The organism is Rhizobium sp. A37_96, from assembly GCF_053521765.1.
This window is the reverse complement of record NZ_JBNWDS010000002.1, coordinates 36473-54506: the sequence shown is the minus strand read 5'-3', so window position 1 is coordinate 54506 and position 18034 is coordinate 36473. Positions and strand designations below refer to the sequence as shown.

At 63.3% G+C, this 18034-nt stretch carries 18 protein-coding genes; 16 read left to right on the top strand and 2 right to left on the bottom strand.

The features are described from left to right. Positions 1 to 105: 105 nt before the first annotated feature. Positions 106 to 741, top strand: coding sequence for a 2,3-bisphosphoglycerate-dependent phosphoglycerate mutase (locus ACQZ6J_RS06645; protein ID WP_163985107.1), 636 nt, complete (start codon positions 106 to 108; stop codon positions 739 to 741). Positions 742 to 936: 195 nt separating this feature from the next. On the opposite strand, the gene phnF is transcribed toward ACQZ6J_RS06645, so the two are convergent. Next, positions 937 to 1671, bottom strand: coding sequence for a phosphonate metabolism transcriptional regulator PhnF (phnF, locus tag ACQZ6J_RS06640; RefSeq protein ID WP_163985108.1), 735 nt, complete (start codon positions 1669 to 1671; stop codon positions 937 to 939). 101 nt (positions 1672 to 1772) lie between these two features. Here phnF and phnG point away from each other — a divergent pair, with 101 nt between their 5' ends. The 15 genes from phnG (at position 1773) to phnN (ending at position 14758) form a co-directional block, all read left to right on the top strand. Further along, on the top strand, positions 1773 to 2249 hold the full coding sequence (gene phnG, locus ACQZ6J_RS06635) for a phosphonate C-P lyase system protein PhnG (RefSeq protein WP_163985109.1): 477 nt from the start codon (positions 1773 to 1775) through the stop codon (positions 2247 to 2249). After that, positions 2249 to 2875, top strand: coding sequence for a phosphonate C-P lyase system protein PhnH (gene phnH, locus ACQZ6J_RS06630; RefSeq protein ID WP_163985110.1), 627 nt, complete (start codon positions 2249 to 2251; stop codon positions 2873 to 2875). Before phnG ends, phnH begins: the two co-directional genes overlap by 1 nt. Positions 2876 to 2878: 3 nt before the next feature. After that, on the top strand, positions 2879 to 3988 hold the full coding sequence (locus tag ACQZ6J_RS06625) for a carbon-phosphorus lyase complex subunit PhnI (protein ID WP_163985111.1): 1110 nt from the start codon (positions 2879 to 2881) through the stop codon (positions 3986 to 3988). Beyond that, positions 3985 to 4896 carry an alpha-D-ribose 1-methylphosphonate 5-phosphate C-P-lyase PhnJ gene (locus ACQZ6J_RS06620; RefSeq protein ID WP_163985112.1) on the top strand — a complete coding sequence of 304 codons (912 nt, stop codon included), beginning with the start codon at positions 3985 to 3987 and terminating at the stop codon, positions 4894 to 4896. Before ACQZ6J_RS06625 ends, ACQZ6J_RS06620 begins: the two co-directional genes overlap by 4 nt. Then, positions 4893 to 5669, top strand: a complete 777-nt coding sequence (gene phnK, locus ACQZ6J_RS06615; RefSeq protein ID WP_047634880.1) for a phosphonate C-P lyase system protein PhnK — start codon at positions 4893 to 4895, stop codon at positions 5667 to 5669. The genes ACQZ6J_RS06620 and phnK overlap by 4 nt, the downstream gene beginning before the upstream one ends. 9 nt (positions 5670 to 5678) lie before the next feature. After that, complete coding sequence (phnL, locus tag ACQZ6J_RS06610; RefSeq protein ID WP_163985113.1) at positions 5679 to 6386, top strand: phosphonate C-P lyase system protein PhnL; 708 nt, start codon at positions 5679 to 5681, stop codon at positions 6384 to 6386. Further along, positions 6383 to 7000: a DapH/DapD/GlmU-related protein gene (locus ACQZ6J_RS06605; RefSeq protein WP_449082872.1), complete on the top strand. Its 618-nt coding sequence runs from the start codon at positions 6383 to 6385 to the stop codon at positions 6998 to 7000. The genes phnL and ACQZ6J_RS06605 overlap by 4 nt, the downstream gene beginning before the upstream one ends. A 94-nt stretch (positions 7001 to 7094) precedes the next feature. Next, on the top strand, positions 7095 to 7649 hold the full coding sequence (locus tag ACQZ6J_RS06600) for a pyridoxamine 5'-phosphate oxidase family protein (RefSeq protein WP_449082870.1): 555 nt from the start codon (positions 7095 to 7097) through the stop codon (positions 7647 to 7649). A 223-nt stretch (positions 7650 to 7872) separates the two neighbouring features. Then, complete coding sequence (gene phnC, locus ACQZ6J_RS06595; RefSeq protein ID WP_449082868.1) at positions 7873 to 8727, top strand: phosphonate ABC transporter ATP-binding protein; 855 nt, start codon at positions 7873 to 7875, stop codon at positions 8725 to 8727. 93 nt (positions 8728 to 8820) lie between these two features. Continuing rightward, positions 8821 to 9726 carry a phosphonate ABC transporter substrate-binding protein gene (gene phnD, locus ACQZ6J_RS06590; protein WP_163985117.1) on the top strand — a complete coding sequence of 302 codons (906 nt, stop codon included), beginning with the start codon at positions 8821 to 8823 and terminating at the stop codon, positions 9724 to 9726. Between the two features lie 65 nt (positions 9727 to 9791). Continuing rightward, positions 9792 to 10772 (top strand): phosphonate ABC transporter, permease protein PhnE, encoded by a 981-nt coding sequence (gene phnE, locus ACQZ6J_RS06585; protein WP_449082865.1) that lies wholly within the window; start codon positions 9792 to 9794, stop codon positions 10770 to 10772. Positions 10773 to 10780: 8 nt separating this feature from the next. After that, a complete protein-coding gene (gene phnE, locus ACQZ6J_RS06580) occupies positions 10781 to 12127 on the top strand; it encodes a phosphonate ABC transporter, permease protein PhnE (RefSeq protein WP_449082863.1) in 1347 nt (448 codons plus the stop codon). Positions 12128 to 12313: 186 nt separating this feature from the next. Further along, complete coding sequence (locus ACQZ6J_RS06575; protein WP_449082861.1) at positions 12314 to 13000, top strand: DUF1045 domain-containing protein; 687 nt, start codon at positions 12314 to 12316, stop codon at positions 12998 to 13000. A 16-nt stretch (positions 13001 to 13016) separates the two neighbouring features. Continuing rightward, a complete protein-coding gene (locus ACQZ6J_RS06570) occupies positions 13017 to 14156 on the top strand; it encodes an alpha-D-ribose 1-methylphosphonate 5-triphosphate diphosphatase (RefSeq protein WP_449082859.1) in 1140 nt (379 codons plus the stop codon). Continuing rightward, positions 14153 to 14758 carry a phosphonate metabolism protein/1,5-bisphosphokinase (PRPP-forming) PhnN gene (phnN, locus tag ACQZ6J_RS06565; RefSeq protein WP_449082858.1) on the top strand — a complete coding sequence of 202 codons (606 nt, stop codon included), beginning with the start codon at positions 14153 to 14155 and terminating at the stop codon, positions 14756 to 14758. Before ACQZ6J_RS06570 ends, phnN begins: the two co-directional genes overlap by 4 nt. A gap of 224 nt (positions 14759 to 14982) precedes the next feature. Here phnN and polA read toward each other — a convergent pair whose 3' ends face one another. Then, a complete protein-coding gene (gene polA, locus ACQZ6J_RS06560; RefSeq protein ID WP_449082856.1) occupies positions 14983 to 17985 on the bottom strand; it encodes a DNA polymerase I in 3003 nt (1000 codons plus the stop codon). Between the last annotated feature and the right edge of the window lie 49 nt (positions 17986 to 18034).

Here is an 18034-nt window from a genome sequence, read left to right as displayed (position 1 = left end):
CGGCACGGAACTGCCGACCCGCTCCAGCATTTTTATTGTCCCGCAATTCCTGACGGAAGACCGCCACGCACCTTTCCTGGAATTGCTCTATCAAGGAGAAATTTTATGAGCGGTACTCTCGTTCTCGTTCGCCATGGGCAGAGCGACTGGAATTTGAAGAATCTCTTCACCGGCTGGAAGGATCCCGATCTGACCGCGCTCGGCATCGAGGAAGCCAAGACGGGCGGCAAGGCGCTGGCCGACTACGGCATCAAGTACGATATCGCCTTCACCTCGGCGCTGACGCGCGCCCAGCACACACTGAAGATCATCCTCGATGAAATCGGCCAGCAGGGCCTGGAAACCATCAGGGACCAGGCGCTGAACGAGCGCGACTATGGCGATCTCTCCGGCCTCAACAAGGACGATGCCCGCGCCAAGTGGGGCGAAGAGCAGGTTCACATCTGGCGCCGCTCCTACGACGTTCCGCCGCCCGGCGGCGAAAGCCTGCGCGACACCGGCGCCCGCGTCTGGCCCTATTACCTGACGGAAATCCTGCCGCGCGTGCTTGCCGGCCAGAACGTGCTGGTTGCCGCCCACGGCAATTCGCTGCGCTCGCTCGTCATGGTTCTCGATCGGCTGAGCAAGGCGCAGATCCTGGAGCTCAACCTCGCGACCGGCGTGCCGATGGTCTACAAGCTCAAGGCCGACTCCACGGTCGCCTCGAAGGAAGTCCTCGGCGACATGTCCGGCGCGCATTGAGCGCCATTTAACTCGCTACCTCTGAAAAGCCCCTCACCCTAGCCCTCTCCCCGTAAACGGGGAGAGGGGACGATCTCTGTCGTAAATTCCCGATTCGCACAGGGTTGAGATGCGACAGCGGGCGCGTCTTTCCCCTTCTCCCCGTCAAGACGGGGAGAAGGTGGCCGATAGGCCGGATGAGGGGCAGCTATATCCTCAATTCTCGACGGTGAAACGCACCCTGTCGGCGGCGAAGCGTGAAATCGAATATTGCACCGGCACGTCGTCGAGATCCGCGTTGAGCGCCTGGGCAACCAATACGATGGCGCCCGGCGATAATTGCAGATCGGCCAGATCGCTCTCGTCGGCATGGGTCGCGGTGATCTCGGTGACGACGCGCACGTAGTCCGGCACGCCAAGCTCCTTGAATGCCTTGGTGATCGATCCGGTTGCCTGGTAGATTTCGGCGATCTTCCCGAAGCGGTCGGCCGGAAACCAGCTCGTGGCGCGCGACACAGGGCGATGATCCGCCTGGCCGAGCGTTTCCAGGCGTACCAGCGGCGTGCCGGCCCTGATCTTGAGCTGCCGGGCCAATTCCGTGCTCGCGGCTTCCTCGCTGGTCGCAAGCAGGACGCTGCGGGTCTCGCGCACCTGATCGCCAATGCCCTGCGAGAAGCGTGTCCGCTTCGAAATCGGGAAACTCAGGCGCTCCTTGCGCTCGATCAGCGTTCCTCGCCCCTGCACGGCCCTGACGATCCCTTCCTGCGCCAGCGCAGCGAGCGCGCTTCTGATCGTGTGCCGGTTGACCCCGAATTGCAGCGCCAGCGTCGTTTCCGGCGGCACCATGCCCGTCTCGTCGAAATCTCCGTGGTTGATGGATGTGCGGATCCGGTCGGCGATCTGCCGCCAGAGCGCCACGCCCGTCTGCCTCTGTATCTTCTGTCCTGCCATCTCGCCCACTCGCCCTGTCACACGCTTGTCACGACTCACTAATAAATATAAAACTATCTTGTATGGTTGTCTATATCAATAGACATTTAGAGGAAAGCGCGATGAATTCAGCACAAAGGCAGGAAGCGGCCGCACAGGAGCGTAGGGAACGCAAGCGCGTCGCCGATCTTCTGGCGCAGGCGGAGCGCGACGAGCTAGAGGCGGCATGGGAAGCCCTGCCGAGCAAGCCGGCAGCCCAGCCGGTTCGCGGGCCAGAAACCGGGCTTGTCATGGTGCGCGGCCGCATCGGCGGCGGCGGCTCCCCCTTCAACCTCGGCGAAGTCACCGTGACGCGCGCCACCATACGGCTGGCATCCGGCGCCATAGGCCATTCGCACGCGCTTGGGACCGATCGGGAAAAAGCCCGGCTCTCGGCGATCTTCGACGCCCTCTGGCAGCAATCGGCCACAAGGGATTTTGTCGAGAAGGCGCTCCTGCAGCCGGTCACCCAGCGCATCGCAGACTACGATCGCAAGCGCGCCGAAGAGACGGCCGCGACCCGCGTCGATTTCTTCACCATGGTTCGCGGAGAAGATTGATGAGCCTTTTCAACACCCCCACCTTCGGCAACGAGGCCTTGACCGGCGGCTTCAGCGACCCGGTCTTCGACGCACAGAGCGTCTTCAAGATGACGATGGACGCCATGGCGCGTCCGGGAACCCTGCAAACCGTCACGACCGACATCGCGCCGCCGGCGCCGCTCGGCATTGCCGCCGGCGCCATCGGCCTGACGCTTTGCGATCACGACACGCCGGTCTGGCTTTCCAACAGCCTGGGAAGATCGACATTGCCGGAATGGCTGGCCTTCCACACGGGAGCACCCATCGTCTCCGAACGGCTGGAGGCGCATTTCGCCTTCGTCGAGGCCGGCATGGCGCTTTCCTCCTTCAGCCAGTTCGGCGTGGGCACGCAGGAATACCCCGATCGCTCGACGACCATCGTGCTGGAGATCGAAAGCCTGGAGGGCGGCAAGCAGCTGGCGCTTTCCGGCCCCGGCATCAAGGATCTGACCATGATCGCCCCGGCCGGACTGCCCGACGCATTCCTGCGCATCTGGAACGACAATCGCGCGCTCTTCCCGCGCGGCGTCGATCTCATCCTGACGGCCGGCCGGCAATTCCTTTGCCTGCCGCGCACCACCAAGATCATCGCGACGGAGATGTGACATATGTATGTTGCCGTAAAGGGTGGCGAAGCCGCCATCGCCAATGCTCACCGGCTGCTGGCCGACCGTCGCCGCGGCGACCGTTCGCTGCCGGCGCTCGGCATCGACCAGATCGTCGAGCAACTCGCGCTCGGCGTCGATCGCGTCATGGCCGAAGCCTCGCTTTATGACCGCACCCTGGCGGCGCTTGCCGTCCGCCAGGCGCGCGGCGACATGATCGAGGCGATCTTCCTGCTGCGCGCCTACCGCACGACGCTGCCGCGCTTCGGCTATTCCCAGCCGCTCGACACCGCAGCGATGAAAATCGAGCGCCGTATCTCCGCCACCTACAAGGACCTGCCGGGCGGCCAGCTTCTGGGCCCGACCTTCGACTATACGCATCGTCTGCTCGACCCGAGCCTCTTGACCGACGAGGCGGTGGACGAACCGATGCAGCGGCCGGCGGAAGAGGGTCGCGTCATGCGCGTTTCCGAAATCCTCGCGCAGGAAGGCCTGATCGAAGGCGACGGCACCATGCCGATCGATCATGAGATCGGCGACCTGACGCGCGAGCCGATGGAATTCCCGATGACCCGCGATCTTCGCCTGCAGGCCCTTGCCCGAGGCGATGAAGGCTTCCTGCTGGCGCTCGGCTATTCCACCCAGCGCGGCTACGGCCGCAACCATCCCTTCACCGGCGAAATCCGCATCGGCGAAGTCGAGGTGGAATTCGATGTGCCGGAACTCGGCTTTGCCGTCTCGCTCGGCCGCATCCAGGTGACCGAATGCCAGATGGTCAACCAGTTCGCCGGCTCGGCCAAGGCGCCGCCGCAGTTTACCCGCGGCTACGGCCTGGTCTTCGGCCAGAGCGAGCGCAAGGCCATGGCCATGTCGCTGGTCGATCGGGCGCTGCGCGCCGAAGAGCTTGGCGAAGACATCACGGCGCCGGCGCAGGACGAGGAATTCGTCATCTCCCACTCCGACAACGTGCAGGCGACCGGCTTCGTCGAACATCTGAAGCTGCCGCACTATGTCGACTTCCAGGCCGAGCTCGACCTGGTGCGGCGTATGCGCCGCGATTTCGAGGCCGCTCGCGATAGCGGCATGGATCCCCTGACGGAGGCAGCCGAATGACCGAACTCGCCACCTACAACTTCGCCTATCTCGACGAGCAGACCAAGCGGATGATTCGCCGCGCCATCCTGAAGGCGATCTCCATACCCGGCTATCAAGTGCCCTTCGCCTCCCGCGAAATGCCGATGCCTTACGGCTGGGGCACCGGCGGCGTGCAGCTGACGGCGGCCATCATCGGGCCGAACGACGTGCTGAAGGTGATCGACCAGGGAGCCGACGACACCACCAATGCCGTTTCCATCCGCGCCTTCTTCCAGAAGGTCGCCAATGTCGCCGTCACCACGCGCACCGACGAGGCGACCATCATCCAGACGCGCCACCGCATCCCCGAGGCCAAGCTCGGCCCCAACCAGGTGCTGGTCTACCAGGTGCCGATCCCGGAACCGCTGCGTTTCCTGGAGCCGCGCGAAACCGAGACGCGCAAGATGCATGCGCTCGAGGAATACGGCCTGATGCATGTGAAGCTCTACGAGGATATCGCCCGCAACGGCCGCATCGCCACGACCTACGCCTATCCGGTCAAGGTCGCGGGCCGCTATGTCATGGACCCGTCGCCGACGCCGAAGTTCGACAATCCGAAAATGCATCTGTCCGACGCGCTGCAGCTGTTCGGCGCCGGACGTGAAAAGCGCATCTATGCCGTGCCGCCCTATACCGAAGTCGTCAGCCTGGATTTCGAAGACCATCCGTTCGAGGTGCAGCGCTTCGACAAGCCCTGCGCGCTCTGCGGCGCCGAGCAGGTCTATCTCGACGAGGTGATCCTCGACGACAAGGGCGGGCGCATGTTCGTCTGCTCCGATACCGATTTCTGCGAAGACCGTCGTGCCCACGGCCATGCCGGCCACATGCTGGCGTCAGATGGGCTCGCATCCGATGGACTGCCTGGTGGCAAGGAGGCTGCCGAATGAGTGATTCACCCCTTCTCAAGGTCAAGGACATCTCGAAGTTCTACGGCAGCCGCATCGGTTGCCGCGACGTATCCTTCGAGCTCTGGCCCGGCGAAGTCCTCGCCATCGTCGGCGAATCCGGCTCCGGCAAGACGACGCTGCTCAACTGCATCTCGACGCGGCTGCTGCCGACGACCGGCAGCGTCGAATACCACATGCGCGACGAGACCTATCGCGACCTGTTCCGCATGAACGAGGCCGAGCGCCGTTTCCTGATGCGCACCGACTGGGGCTTCGTGCATCAAAACCCGGCCGATGGCCTTCGCATGACGGTTTCGGCCGGCGCCAATGTCGGCGAGCGGCTGATGGCCATCGGCAACCGCCATTACGGCAACATCCGCAACACGGCCATCGACTGGCTGGAGCGGGTCGAGATCGATGCCGACCGCATCGACGACCAGCCGCGCGCCTTTTCCGGCGGCATGCGCCAGCGCCTGCAGATCGCCCGCAATCTGGTGACCGGCCCGCGCCTGGTGTTCATGGACGAGCCGACCGGCGGCCTCGACGTTTCGGTGCAGGCCCGCCTGCTCGATCTGGTGCGCGGCCTCGTCAACGATCTCGGCCTGTCGGCGATCATCGTCACGCACGACCTCGCCGTCGCCCGGCTGCTGTCGCATCGCATGATGGTGATGAAGGATGGATACGTCATCGAGCACGGTCTGACCGATCGCGTGCTCGATGACCCGCGTGAACCCTATACCCAACTGCTCGTCTCTTCGATCCTGCAGGTCTGAGGAACAAACATGGCAACCCCACTCGTCGTTTCCGAAGTCTTCAAAAGCTTCACCATGCACCTGCGCGACGGCATTCGCCTGCCCGTCGTCGCCGATGTCTCCTTCTCCGTCGCATCAGGCGAATGCGTCGTGCTCGGCGGCCCGTCCGGCATCGGCAAAAGCTCGCTGCTGAAGATGATCTACGGCAACTATGCCGTCGACAGCGGCCAGATCCTCGTCGCCCACAAGGGCAGGATCGTCGATCTCGCCACCGCCGACCCGCGCACCGTGCTCGAGGTGCGCCGGCAGACCATGGGCTATGTCAGCCAGTTCCTGCGCACCGTGCCGCGCGTCGCCGCCATCGATGTCGTTGCCGAACCGCTGGTGGCCCGTGGCGTGGCCGTGGCGGACGCCCGCGACAGGGCAGCCGAACTGCTGGCACAGCTGAACCTGCCGCAGGAGCTCTGGCAGCTGCCGCCCGCCACCTTCTCCGGCGGCGAGCAGCAGCGCGTCAATATCGCCCGCGGCTTCATCACCGACCATGCCATCCTACTGCTCGACGAACCCACGGCGTCGCTCGACGCCCGGAACCGGGCCGTCGTCGTCGACATGATCGAGCAGAAGAAGCGGGAGGGCGTGGCCCTTCTCGGCATCTTCCATGACGAGGAGGTGCGCGAGGCCGTCGGCAGCCGCATTCTCGACGTCTCGCAATTCTCGCCGCGAAAGGCAGCAGCATGAGCCGCGAATTGGGCGAGACGCCCTTCATCAGCCCCACGGCCAGCGTCAACAAGTCGACGCTCGGCCGCTATACGGAAGTCTCCGACCGCTGCCGCATCGACGAAGCCGAGATCGGCGACTATTCCTATATCATGCAGGATGGCGCCGTCTGGTGCGCGACGATCGGCAAGTTCGTCAACATCGCCGCCGCCGTGCGCATCAACGCCACGAACCATCCGACATGGCGCGCAACGCTGCATCACTTCACCTACCGCGCCGCCGACTACTGGCCGGATGCCGATATGGAAACCGATTTCTTCAGCTGGCGGCGCGACCATCGCGTCGTGATCGGCCATGACGTCTGGATCGGCCACGGCGCCACCATCCTGCCGGGCGTCGAGGTCGGCAATGGCGCCGTCATCGGTGCGGGCGCCGTCGTTTCCAAGGATGTGGCGCCTTACACCATCGTCGGCGGCGTGCCGGCGAAGCTGATCCGCGAGCGCTTCACCGCCGAAGTCGGCGCGCGCATGGACAAGCTGGCCTGGTGGGACTGGGATCACGACCGCCTTCGCATGGCGCTCGCGGACTTCCGCGCCCTTTCGGCGGAAGAATTTCTGGATCGCTACGACGCCTGAGAACTGATTCCGCCCGAGCCGGACTTGCAAGGCGCTGATGGGCGATCCAGCTTTCAGGCGGCCTCACTAGTCCCGGATCGGGAGGAGTTCTCTCATGGCAAAGCAGTTTTCAAACATCGACGACCGGCTGCGCGATTTCATCGCGCGGCAACATGTTTTCTTCACCGCATCGGCGACATCGGATTCCCGTGTCAACGTTTCGCCACGCGAAACGCTGTGCCTGCGCATCACCTCCCCGAACACCGCCATCTATCTCGACCGCACCGGCAGCGGCAACGAGACGTCGGCCCATATGAAGGCCGACGGCCGGCTGACGATCATGTTCTGCGCCGTCGCGGGGCCGCCGATGATCCTGCGCCTCTACGGCCGTGGCCGCATCATCCATCGATCGTCTCCCGAATATCGGCAATTGCTGCACGATCACTATGCGGGCGAAGAGCCGCTCGGTGCGCGCCAGATCGTGTGGCTGGATATCGATCTGGTGCAGACATCCTGCGGTTTCGGCGTGCCGCTCTTCTCCTATGAAGGGGAAAGGCCGAGCCTCGATCAGTGGGCGAAGGCGAAAGGGCCGGAGGCCATCGAGGAATACCGGCGCGAAAAGAACGCCTTCAGCATGGATGGCATGCCGACGGGCATGTTTGACGGCTAAATACAAAGAAAGCATTCAGCCGGCTAATCTTGCAAAATCGCCGGGAATTGTAACAGCACTTACACAAAACTGACATTGGAGCTTCATGAAGCGGGGCTAATCGGTTGCCTTGTGGTTGGCGCCAGCCCCCTTCGAAACTTCCTTCGAGGCTGGGGCACGCGCCCATTCTAGCACCGGTACCGCTGAAATTTCTGCAGCCCGGCAGCCGCGAAAGGGAAGCACTATGTTCGAACTCAGGAATGTCTCGCGCCGGTTTGGAAACAAGCTCGCTGTCGATTCCGTGACTTTGGACATACCCCAGGGGCAGATGGTCGGCGTCATCGGCCGCTCCGGCGCCGGCAAGTCGACGCTGCTGCGCATGATCAACCGCCTGGCCGATCCGAGCTCAGGCTCCATCCATTTCTCCGGCGTCGAGGTTTCCAAGCTCAGAGGCCGCGCGCTGCGCAGCTGGCAGCGCGACTGCGCCATGATCTTCCAGCAGTTCAACCTCGTTCCGCGCCTCGACGTGCTCACCAACGTCATGCTCGGTCGCCTCAACCAGCGCTCGACGATCATGAGCCTTCTCTCGGTCTTCACCCGCGAGGAACGCATCGAGGCCATCGCGGCGCTTGAGCGCCTCGGCATCGAGCAGACGGCCCTTCAGATGGCCGGCACGCTTTCCGGCGGCCAGCAGCAGCGCGTCGCCATCTGCCGCGCCCTGATGCAGCAGCCGAAGATGATGCTGGCCGACGAGCCGATCGCCTCTCTCGACCCGCTGAACGCAAAGATCGTCATGGATGCGCTGCGCGATATCAACGAGCGTGAAGGCATTACCGTCATCACCAACCTGCATACGCTGGATACGGCCCGCAACTATTGCGAACGCATCATCGGCATGGCCGCCGGCCGCGTCGTCTTCGACGGCAAGGCGTCCGAACTGACGGCTGCTGCCGTCAAGGAAATCTACGGCACCGACAAGGATGGCGCCGGCGTCGACGAGACCATGACGTCGACCTCCATCAACTTCGCCGATCCGGCCGCGCAAGCCGCGGCCATCGAATCCGCCGGCCCGCAACCGCTGGCACTGGCCGGTCTCTGAGAGGGACGGCCGGGATCGAGAGCCCGCGTCAAGGGCACATTTCTTCTAGACCGAAGGCATCCGGGGACACCGGTTAATCAGGAGACGAACCCAATGTTGAAGAAGACTCTTCTCGCAGCCACGGCGCTTCTCGCGCTCGCTGGCGGCGCTGCCGCCCAAGACCTCAAGGAATTCCGCGTCGGCATTCTCGGTGGCGAAAACGAAGCCGACCGCCTGCGCAACTATGCCTGCCTCTCCGACCACCTGAAGAAGGAATTTGGCTTCGAGAAGGTATCGCTGTTCCCGGCCGCCGACTATGACGGCGTTATCCAGGGCCTGCTCGGCGGCACGCTCGACTTCGCCGAACTCGGCGCTTCCGGCTACGCTGCCGTCGCCATCAAGGACCCGAAGGCCGTTACCCCGATCCTGACCACGCAGCAGGAAGACGGCTCGACCGGCTACTACTCGATCGGTCTCGCTCTCAAGTCCTCCGGCATCAAGACCATCAAGGACGCCAAGGGCAAGAAGCTCGGCTACGCCGATCCGGACTCCACCTCGGGCTATCTCGTTCCGCTGACGCAGATCCCGAAGGACACGGGCATGCCGAACGACAAGTTCTTCGCCTCGACCCAGTTCAACGGCGGCCACGAGAACAACCTGCTTGCCGCTTATGACGGCAAGGTCGACGTCGCTGTCGACGACTCCTCGGGCATCGGCGACTTCAAGGACGGTTTCACCTCCGGCACCTTCCGCAAGGAAGTCGACAAGGGCGCCGTAGACCCGAACAAGCTCGTCGAAGTATGGCGTTCGCCGCTGATCCCGAACGGCCCGCTCGTCGTTCGCAACGCTCTCGGCAACGAATGGCAGGCCAAGCTGACGGACTTCTTCCTGAAGCTGCCGACGACCGACGCCAAGTGCTTCTCGGCCATCGAAGGCGGCGACTTCAAGGGTTACGTCAAGGTCACCCCGGACTTCTACAACGCCGTTATCGACGTTCGTAAGGCTGCTATCGGCGGCTGATGCGCATTCCGAATACGGGGCGGCCGGCAACGGCCGCCCTTTTGCTATCACAAGGGCAGGATTTCATGACGATTGCCGATACGCAGCTGAAGATGCAGGGCGCACCGCAGAGCGCCAGGGATATCGGCGACGCCTGGAGCAAGATGGTAGCACGCCGCCGCCTCTATACGGGCATCGGCCTGCTCATCCTGCTGATCGCCTTCGTCAGTTCCGTCCGCTTTGCCGACGAAAGCAATGCCGGGCATTTCTTCGAGCGGCTGCCGCATCTCTTCGACTTCCTGAGCTGGCTCATTCCCAAGGATTGGGCGGACGTCTATCGCGCGCTCTTCGATCTGCCGAGCCCCAACGGCGCAAACGGCGTCGGCGGCGAGGAATTCAACTTCCCCCTCGGCCGCGTCTATGTCTGGGGCGATTTCTATATTCCCGAATATTTCGAGCTGATGATCATCACGATCAACGTGGCGCTGGTATCGACCATCGTCGGCTTCGTCTTCGCAGTACCCTTGAGCTTCTTAGCCGCACGCAACCTGTCGCCGTCCAATCCCGTCCGCCTGGTGACGAAGCGCATCATGGAAATCCTGCGCGCCTTCCCGGAAATCGTCATCGCCGGGCTGTTCTCCGCAATTCTGTCGATCGGACCGATCGCCGCCATCATCGCGGTCGGCCTGCACACGATCGGCGCGCTCGGCAAGCTGTTCTACGAAGTCGTCGAGAATGTCGACATGAAGCCCGATGAGGGGATGCGCGCCGTCGGCGCGAGCTGGACGGAACGCGTCCGCTTCGCAGCTCTGCCGCAGGTGCTGCCGAATTTCATGTCCTATGCGCTGCTGCGCCTGGAGATCAACGTCCGCGCCTCCACCATCATCGGCGCCGTCGGCGGCGGCGGTATCGGCGAGGAGCTGAAGCTGTCGATCTCACGCGGCTTCGGCGCCAAGACCATGGCGCTGGTGCTGCTGCTCTTCGTGACCATCATCGCCGTCGACCAGTTTTCCGCATGGCTTCGCCGCCGCCTCGTCGGTGAGCACGCCTTCCTTTTGCAGCATTGAGGTTGACCATGTCCGTTATCGACGCCGGCCGTATGCAGGAAATCGAAGCGCGTTATCCGGAGTTCTTTCATCGATCGTTCCGCCAGCGCTATGGCGCGCTGATGATGTTCGTCGGCGTGATCCTTTACGGCTTCTATGCCGTCTGGTTCTTCGACCTGCCGAAAGTCATCGCGGAAGCGCATTGGGAGCGCGTCGGCATCTATCTCAGCGAGTGGATCAGCTATGACGTGCAGCCGGAGTTCCGCATTTCCGGCGACAAGATCAGCATCAAGTATCCACGCTTCTCGCCGCTCGGCGACAACCCGAACCCGGACTGGGTGAAGACCGCGCCCGACGGCAGCATGACCGTCTCGGTCAGCGGCAGCAGCCGCACCGTCACGATCACCAAGACGCAGGCGATCCTCACGGCCCATGGCATCACCATCCCGATCGACATCAGCGGCGACGCGCCGAAGATCGTCGGGTCCGAGCCGGTGCCGAGCTGGATGACCGTCTATGACGACAACATCCTCGCAAACATGGGCTTTGCCGGCGATGTCAGCATTTCCACGGACCGCGTGAAGATCCGCAAGCGCTTCCTCGGCTGGGCCAATTTCGTCTTCGACACGCACTCGCCATTCTTCGACAAGCCGGCGAGCGAAGTCATCGGCCTGATCGTCTCCGGGCCGCGGCTCGATCCCTCGCAATCCAATCTCTCGCTGGCTTTCGACAACATCTGGAACAATGGCGCCTGGCAGCACGGCGACGTGTGGACCAAGCTGTTCCAGACGATCGTCATGGCCTTTCTCGGCACGCTGCTGGGTTCGCTCGCCGCCTTCCCGCTCGCCTTCCTCGCGGCCCGCAACATCACGCCGAACCGGCTGCTCAATCAGGTGCTGAAGCGCTTCTTCGATTTCCTGCGCTCCGTCGACATGCTGATCTGGGCGCTGTTCCTGACGCGCGCCTTTGGCCCCGGCCCGCTCGCCGGCAGCGGCGCGATCTTCCTCACCGAGACCGGCACGCTCGGCAAGCTTTACTCCGAGGGCCTGGAAAACATCGACAACAAGCCGCGCGAGGGCGTGAAATCCACCGGCTCGTCGACGATCCTCGTGCATCGCTACGGCATCATGCCGCAGATCGTGCCCGTCATCGTCAGCCAGACGCTCTATCAGTGGGAATCCAACGTGCGCGGCGCGACCATCATCGGCGCGGTCGGCGCGGGCGGCATCGGCCTGAAGCTTTGGGAAGCGATGCGCACCAACGCCAACTGGGAAAACGTCGCCTATATGGTGCTGCTGATCCTGATCGTCGTCTTCCTGTTCGACGCCGCGTCCAACGCACTGCGCTCCCGCCTGATGGGTACGCGGGGCAAATAAAAGAACAAGAAAAATCGTGGCGCATCATCATTCTGTCACGGGAATCCGGTAGCGGAGGCCGGCAAGACCGCAGCGTTCGAGCCGGCTTTAGCCGGATTCGATTCGTTGCTGCCTTGCTGCTCTTGCGGTTTGTCGCAAATCACCCAACAGTGTCCCGCGCAGCCGATTTTTCCAAGGAATGCAGCCTTGCGCTATGCTCTCTATTTTACGCCGCCCAAAGATCATCCGTTGACGTCGCTGGCCGCCCGCTGGCTGGGTCGCGATGCATTTTCCGACGAGATCTTTTCCGACAAGGCCATGGGGCCGGTGCCGGAAGACCATGCCGAACTGACGGCGGATCCACGCCGCTACGGCTTCCATGCAACGCTGAAGGCACCGTTCGAGCTTGCCGGCTCCGTGACCGAACGCGATCTTCTCGAAGTCGCCGCCGAATTCGCCTCGCGGACCAAGGCGTTCACCATTCCGGAGCTGGTGCTTGGCCAGCTCGGCCATTTCTTCGCGCTCGTGCCGGGCTCGCTTTGCCAGCCGCTGCAGGATTTCGCCTCGCGCGTGGTCAAGACCTTCGAGCCGTTCCGCGCGCCGCTTTCGGATCATGATATCGCGCGGCGCAAGCCGGAAGGCCTGACCGAGCCGCAGCGTGCCAATCTGCTGCGCTGGGGCTATCCCTACGTCAATGACGAGTTCCGTTTCCATATGACGTTGACCGGGCGCGTCCCGGCCGAGCGCCAGGCCGAGATGCACGACGTCCTGCGTGAGCGCTTCGCCGCGCATACCGGCAAACCGCTCGACGTTTCGGGCCTCGCCATCTTTATCGAAGAAAAGCGTGGCGCACCCTTTACCGTCCGTTCATGGCTGCCGCTGAACGGCGCCTAATAGTGAAAGACCTGACATGACCAAAGAAACCGTCCTTTCCAATGCCCGCATCGTCCTCGAAGACAAGATCGTCGAAGGCTCCATGCTGATCCGTGACGGTCGCATTGCCGGCATTTCCGAAGGCAAGTCCGCTATCGGCGAGGATTTCGAGGGCGATTACCTGATCCCCGGCCTGGTCGAGCTGCATACCGACCATCTGGAAGCGCATTATTCGCCGCGTCCGGGCGTGCGCTGGAACAAGACGGCCGCCATCCAGGCGCATGACGCCCAGATCGTCACCTCGGGAATCACGACCGTATTCGACTGCCTGCGCATGGGCTCGGACGAGGACGGCGGCTTCGAAAAGGGCGAGATGCGCGACATGGCCGACGCCATCCAGGCGGCCCAGCGCGAAGATCGGCTGCGCGCCGACCACCTGATCCATCTGCGCTGCGAGGTTTCCTCCGACAACGTTCTCGATCACTTCGAGGATTTCGAGAAGGATCCCTACGTGCGCCTGGTCTCGCTGATGGACCATGCGCCGGGCCAGCGCCAGTTCCAGACCATGGACCAATATATCTTCTACTACCAGAAGAAGCGCGGCCTGAGCGACGAGGCCTTTGCCAAATTCGTCGCCAAGCGCCAGGAAGAATCGGCGAAGTACGCGACACCCAGCCGCGACGCGATTTCCAAGGTCTGCGCCGAGCGCGGCATCACCATCGCCAGCCATGACGACGCGACGCTCGCCCATGTCGACGAAGCCATCAACTATGGCGTCCGCCTGGCGGAATTCCCGACCAGCATCGACGCCGCGAAGGCATCGCATGGCGCCGGCATGAGCGTGCTGATGGGGGCGCCGAACATCGTGCGCGGCAAGTCGCACTCGGGCAACATCGCCGCCCGCGATCTCGCCGAACTCGGCGTGCTGGACGTGCTCTCCTCCGACTACGTGCCGCTCAGCCTGCTGCACGCACCCTTCATCCTCGCTGACGAAGTCGAGGGTATTTCGTTGCCGCAAGCCATCGCCATGGTGACGGCGACGCCGGCAAGGACGGTCAGCCTCAATGATCGCGGGCGCATCGCCGAGGGCCTGCGCGGCGACCTGGTTCGCGTTCGCCGCGATCAAGGCGTGCCGGTCACGCGTTCGGTATGGCGCGAAGGACGGCGCGTGGCATGAGCACGGACGCGAATATCAAGCCGGCTAAGGTCGGCCTGGCGGATACAGCGGCGGGCACGCTCGCTGTCGTCGTCGGTCCGAGCGGCGCCGGCAAGGATACGCTGATGAATCTCGCCGCCCGGCATTTCGCCGGCCGGCCGGACGTCCATTTCGTCCGCCGGGTCATCACCCGCGACGGCGATGCCGGCAATGAGGACCACAGAAGCGTTTCGGAAGCGGACTTCGACGCCATGGAGCAGGCCGGTGCCTTTGCCGTCTCCTGGGAGGCGCATGGGCTGAAATACGGCATTCCTGCCGAAGTTGCCGGCGAGCTTGCGCGCGGCAATCTGGTCATCGCCAATGGCTCACGTTCGGCGCTGCATCATTTCCAGACCGCATTCCCACGGCTGAAGGTCATCAACATCACGGCGCGGCGCGAGGTGCTTGCCGAGCGGCTGATGGCGCGCGGACGCGAGAGCCGTGAAGACGTGTTGAAGCGCCTGGATCGCAGCACCATCACCTTTGACGGCAGCTACGACGTGATCGATATCGACAATAGCGGCACGCTTGAGGATGCCGAGCGCACGATCATCTCCGCGCTGAAAGTGCTGATCGGGAAATAAGTGTTACGGACTTGCGATGGTCCGGGATCATCGCGACGCTTTCACATTCATGCCGGATCGCAAATCTCTCACCACCTCATGCTGAGGTGCGTTGGCGTCAGGGCCTCGAAGCGCGAAGTGGCCCCGAGCGATATCCCACCCGCCCCCGTGGTTCGAGGCTTCGGCCTTTCAGGCCTTCGCACCCCACCATGCAGGCTGATCTTCTCGCCATGCCTGCTTTGACCTCAGTGTGCCTCGTCCCAATTGTCGGCGGCACGCGCATCGACCTTCAGCGGCACCGCCATGTCCACCGCCGGCATGGCGGCGTTTTCCATGACCGAGACGATGATCGGCGTCGTGCGCTCGACATCCGCGTCCTCGACTTCGAAGATCAGTTCGTCGTGCACCTGCAGCAGCATTCGCACGCGATCGCCGAGCCCGGCCGAAGCCAGAGCCGGCTCCATCTTGATCATGGCCCGGCGGATGACGTCGGCAGCCGAACCCTGGATCGGCGCGTTGATCGAAGCGCGCTCGTTGAAGGCGCGGACGGAAGGATTGGAGGAGCGGATTTCCGGGAAATGGATGCGGCGGCCGAAGATGGTCTCGACATAGCCCTTGTCGCGCGCCGTCTGCTTGGTGCTGTCCATGTAATCGCGGATGCCGGGGAAGCGCTCGAAATACTTCTTGATGTAATCGCCGGCTTCCGAGCGCTCGATGGAGAGCTGGTTGGCGAGGCCGAAAGCGGAAATGCCGTAGATGATGCCGAAGTTGATCGCCTTGGCGCGACGGCGCACTTCGCTGGGCATCCCCTCCACCGGAACGCCGAACATTTCCGACGCCGTCATGGCGTGAATGTCGATGCCGTCTTCGAAGGCCTGCTTGAGCTGCGGGATATTGGCGACATGCGCCAGCACGCGCAGTTCGATCTGGCTGTAGTCGGCCGACACCAGCTTGTGTCCGGGCGTCGAAATGAAGGCCGTGCGGATCTTGCGGCCTTCCGCCGTGCGCACCGGAATATTCTGCAGGTTCGGCTCGGAAGACGATAGGCGCCCCGTCGTCGTCGACGCCAGCGAATAAGAGGTGTGGACACGCTTCGTCTGCGGATGAACATAGCCCGGCAAGGCGTCCGTATAGGTCGATTTCAGCTTGGTGAGCTGACGCCAGTCGACGATCTTGCGCGGCAGCTCGAAGCCGGCGGCCGCCAGGTCTTCCAGCACTTGCGCCGAGGTCGACCATTGGCCCGTCTTGGTCTTGCTGCCGCCGGCCAATCCCATCTTGCCGAAGAGGATATCGCCAAGCTGCTTGGGAGAGCCGATGTTGAAGCGTTCGCCCGCCAGCGTATAGATCTCGTCTTCCAGCCGCGCCGCGCCCTGCGCCAGCTCACCGGAGAGACGCGACAGAATCTGCCGGTCGATGGTGATGCCGCGCTCCTCCATATGGGCGAGCACCGGCACCAGGGGCCGCTCCAGCCGCTCGTAGACGGCTGACAGCTTTTCCGCCGCGAGCCGCGGCTTCAAGACCAGCCAGAGACGCAGCGTGACGTCGGCATCCTCGGCGGCATAGGCCGTGGCGCGATCGATATCGACGAGATCGAAGGTGACGTTGGATTTGCCGCTGCCGGCCACGTCCTTATAGGCGATCGGCTTGTGGCCGAGCCAGCGCTCGGACAGGCTGTCCATGCCGTGAAGGGCATTGGAGCCGCCGTCGAGCACGTAGGAGAGCAGCATCGTGTCGTCGAAGGACCTGGTCTCGATGCCATAGCGCTTCATCAGCAGGTAGTCGTATTTCAGGTTCTGCGCGATCTTGAGGATGGAGGTGTCCTCGAGCAGGTCCTTCAGGCGCGGCAATGCATCGCGCAGCGGAATCTGATTGTCCGCCAGACCGCCGCCAAGCAAGTCGCCGACGCCGTTCTTGTGGCTGAGGGGCACATAGGCGGCGCGGATGGAGGAGCCGGTTGGATCGGCCCGATTATCGGCAATTGCCAGCGAAAAGCCGACGATCTCCGCCTGCATGACATCGAGCGACGTCGTCTCCGTATCGAAGGCGACGATGCCGGTCTCGCGCGCATCGGCAATCCACTGGTCGAGGGTGGCGACATCGCGGATGGTCACATATTTCGAATGGTCGATCGGCGCGGTGGCGAAGCTTGCCGCGCGCGCATTGGCAAGGTCGGCCGGCTCAGTCAGCCCCTCGACAGCCAAACGCGGCTTTACCGCCGGCGCCGGAACGGAGGAACCCGCGGCCACGACCGCGCTGCCCGCGACGAGTTCGGCATTTTCATCGACGTCGAGATCCGGGCCGTGCGCGGTATCGCCCAGCTCGACCTTGACGACGGACGGCTCGATCGCCGCCGGATCGCAATCGCAGGCATCGGCGACGCGGCGCGTCAGAGAGGTGAATTCCATCGCCTTCAGGAAGCCGATCAGTTTCGGGCCATTCTGCGGCTCGAGAATCAATGCGTCGAGCTCAAGGTCCAGCGGCACGTCGGTCCTGAGCGCCACCAGCTGCCGGGAGATCCGGGCCAGCTCGGCATTGGCGATGATGTTCTCCCGGCGCTTCTGCTGCTTGATTTCCTCGGCACGGGCAAGCAGCGTGTCGAGATCGCCGAATTCTTCCAGAAGCTGTGCCGCCGTCTTCGGGCCGATGCCGGGGATGCCGGGGACATTGTCGACGGAATCGCCGGTCATGGCCTGAAGGTCGATCATCTTTTCGGGTGGCACGCCCCATTTTTCGATGACGTCGGGAATGCCGATCTGCTTGTCCTTCATGCTGTCGTACATGTGGACCGTCGGCGTGACCAGCTGCATCAGGTCCTTGTCGGACGAGATGATCGTCACATCGGCGCCGGTCGCCTCAGCCTGCCGGGCATAGGTGGCGATGATGTCATCGGCCTCGAAGCCGTCGGTCTCGATGCAGGGCAGATTGAAGGCGCGCGTCGCCTCGCGGATCAGGCCGAATTGCGGGATCAGCTCCTCGGGCGGGGCAGAGCGGTTTGCCTTGTACTCCGGAAAAATCTCCTTGCGGAAGGTCTTCGAGGAATAGTCGAAGATGACGGCGAAATGCGTCGGCGTCACCCCGACCGAGGTATCACGCGCCGAGGTCAGCAGCTTCCACAGCATATTGCAGAAACCGGAGACGGCGCCGACCGGCAATCCGTCGGACTTGCGCGTCAGCGGCGGCAGAGCGTGAAAGGCCCGGAAAATGAAACCGGAGCCGTCGACGAGGAAGAGATGATCACCTTTTTTCATGGAAGCATGGATAGCGTGACGCACCTCCAACGTCCATATAAAGTTCTGC

Excerpts from the sequence above, each read along its gene's own strand:
- ACQZ6J_RS06620 (WP_163985112.1), top strand. The coding sequence starts at position 3,985 with ATGACCGAACTCGCCACCTACAACTTCGCCTATCTCGACGAGCAGACC.
- phnL (WP_163985113.1), top strand. The coding sequence starts at position 5,679 with ATGGCAACCCCACTCGTCGTTTCCGAAGTCTTCAAAAGCTTCACCATG.
- ACQZ6J_RS06600 (WP_449082870.1), top strand. The coding sequence starts at position 7,095 with ATGGCAAAGCAGTTTTCAAACATCGACGACCGGCTGCGCGATTTCATC.
- phnF (WP_163985108.1), bottom strand. The coding sequence starts at position 1,671 with ATGGCAGGACAGAAGATACAGAGGCAGACGGGCGTGGCGCTCTGGCGG.
- ACQZ6J_RS06570 (WP_449082859.1), top strand. The coding sequence starts at position 13,017 with ATGACCAAAGAAACCGTCCTTTCCAATGCCCGCATCGTCCTCGAAGAC.
- ACQZ6J_RS06625 (WP_163985111.1), top strand. The coding sequence starts at position 2,879 with ATGTATGTTGCCGTAAAGGGTGGCGAAGCCGCCATCGCCAATGCTCAC.
- phnC (WP_449082868.1), top strand. The coding sequence starts at position 7,873 with ATGTTCGAACTCAGGAATGTCTCGCGCCGGTTTGGAAACAAGCTCGCT.
- phnE (WP_449082863.1), top strand. The coding sequence starts at position 10,781 with ATGTCCGTTATCGACGCCGGCCGTATGCAGGAAATCGAAGCGCGTTAT.
- ACQZ6J_RS06605 (WP_449082872.1), top strand. The coding sequence starts at position 6,383 with ATGAGCCGCGAATTGGGCGAGACGCCCTTCATCAGCCCCACGGCCAGC.
- polA (WP_449082856.1), bottom strand. The coding sequence starts at position 17,985 with ATGAAAAAAGGTGATCATCTCTTCCTCGTCGACGGCTCCGGTTTCATT.
- phnE (WP_449082865.1), top strand. The coding sequence starts at position 9,792 with ATGACGATTGCCGATACGCAGCTGAAGATGCAGGGCGCACCGCAGAGC.
- phnD (WP_163985117.1), top strand. The coding sequence starts at position 8,821 with ATGTTGAAGAAGACTCTTCTCGCAGCCACGGCGCTTCTCGCGCTCGCT.
- ACQZ6J_RS06645 (WP_163985107.1), top strand. The coding sequence starts at position 106 with ATGAGCGGTACTCTCGTTCTCGTTCGCCATGGGCAGAGCGACTGGAAT.
- phnH (WP_163985110.1), top strand. The coding sequence starts at position 2,249 with ATGAGCCTTTTCAACACCCCCACCTTCGGCAACGAGGCCTTGACCGGC.
- phnK (WP_047634880.1), top strand. The coding sequence starts at position 4,893 with ATGAGTGATTCACCCCTTCTCAAGGTCAAGGACATCTCGAAGTTCTAC.
- phnG (WP_163985109.1), top strand. The coding sequence starts at position 1,773 with ATGAATTCAGCACAAAGGCAGGAAGCGGCCGCACAGGAGCGTAGGGAA.
- phnN (WP_449082858.1), top strand. The coding sequence starts at position 14,153 with ATGAGCACGGACGCGAATATCAAGCCGGCTAAGGTCGGCCTGGCGGAT.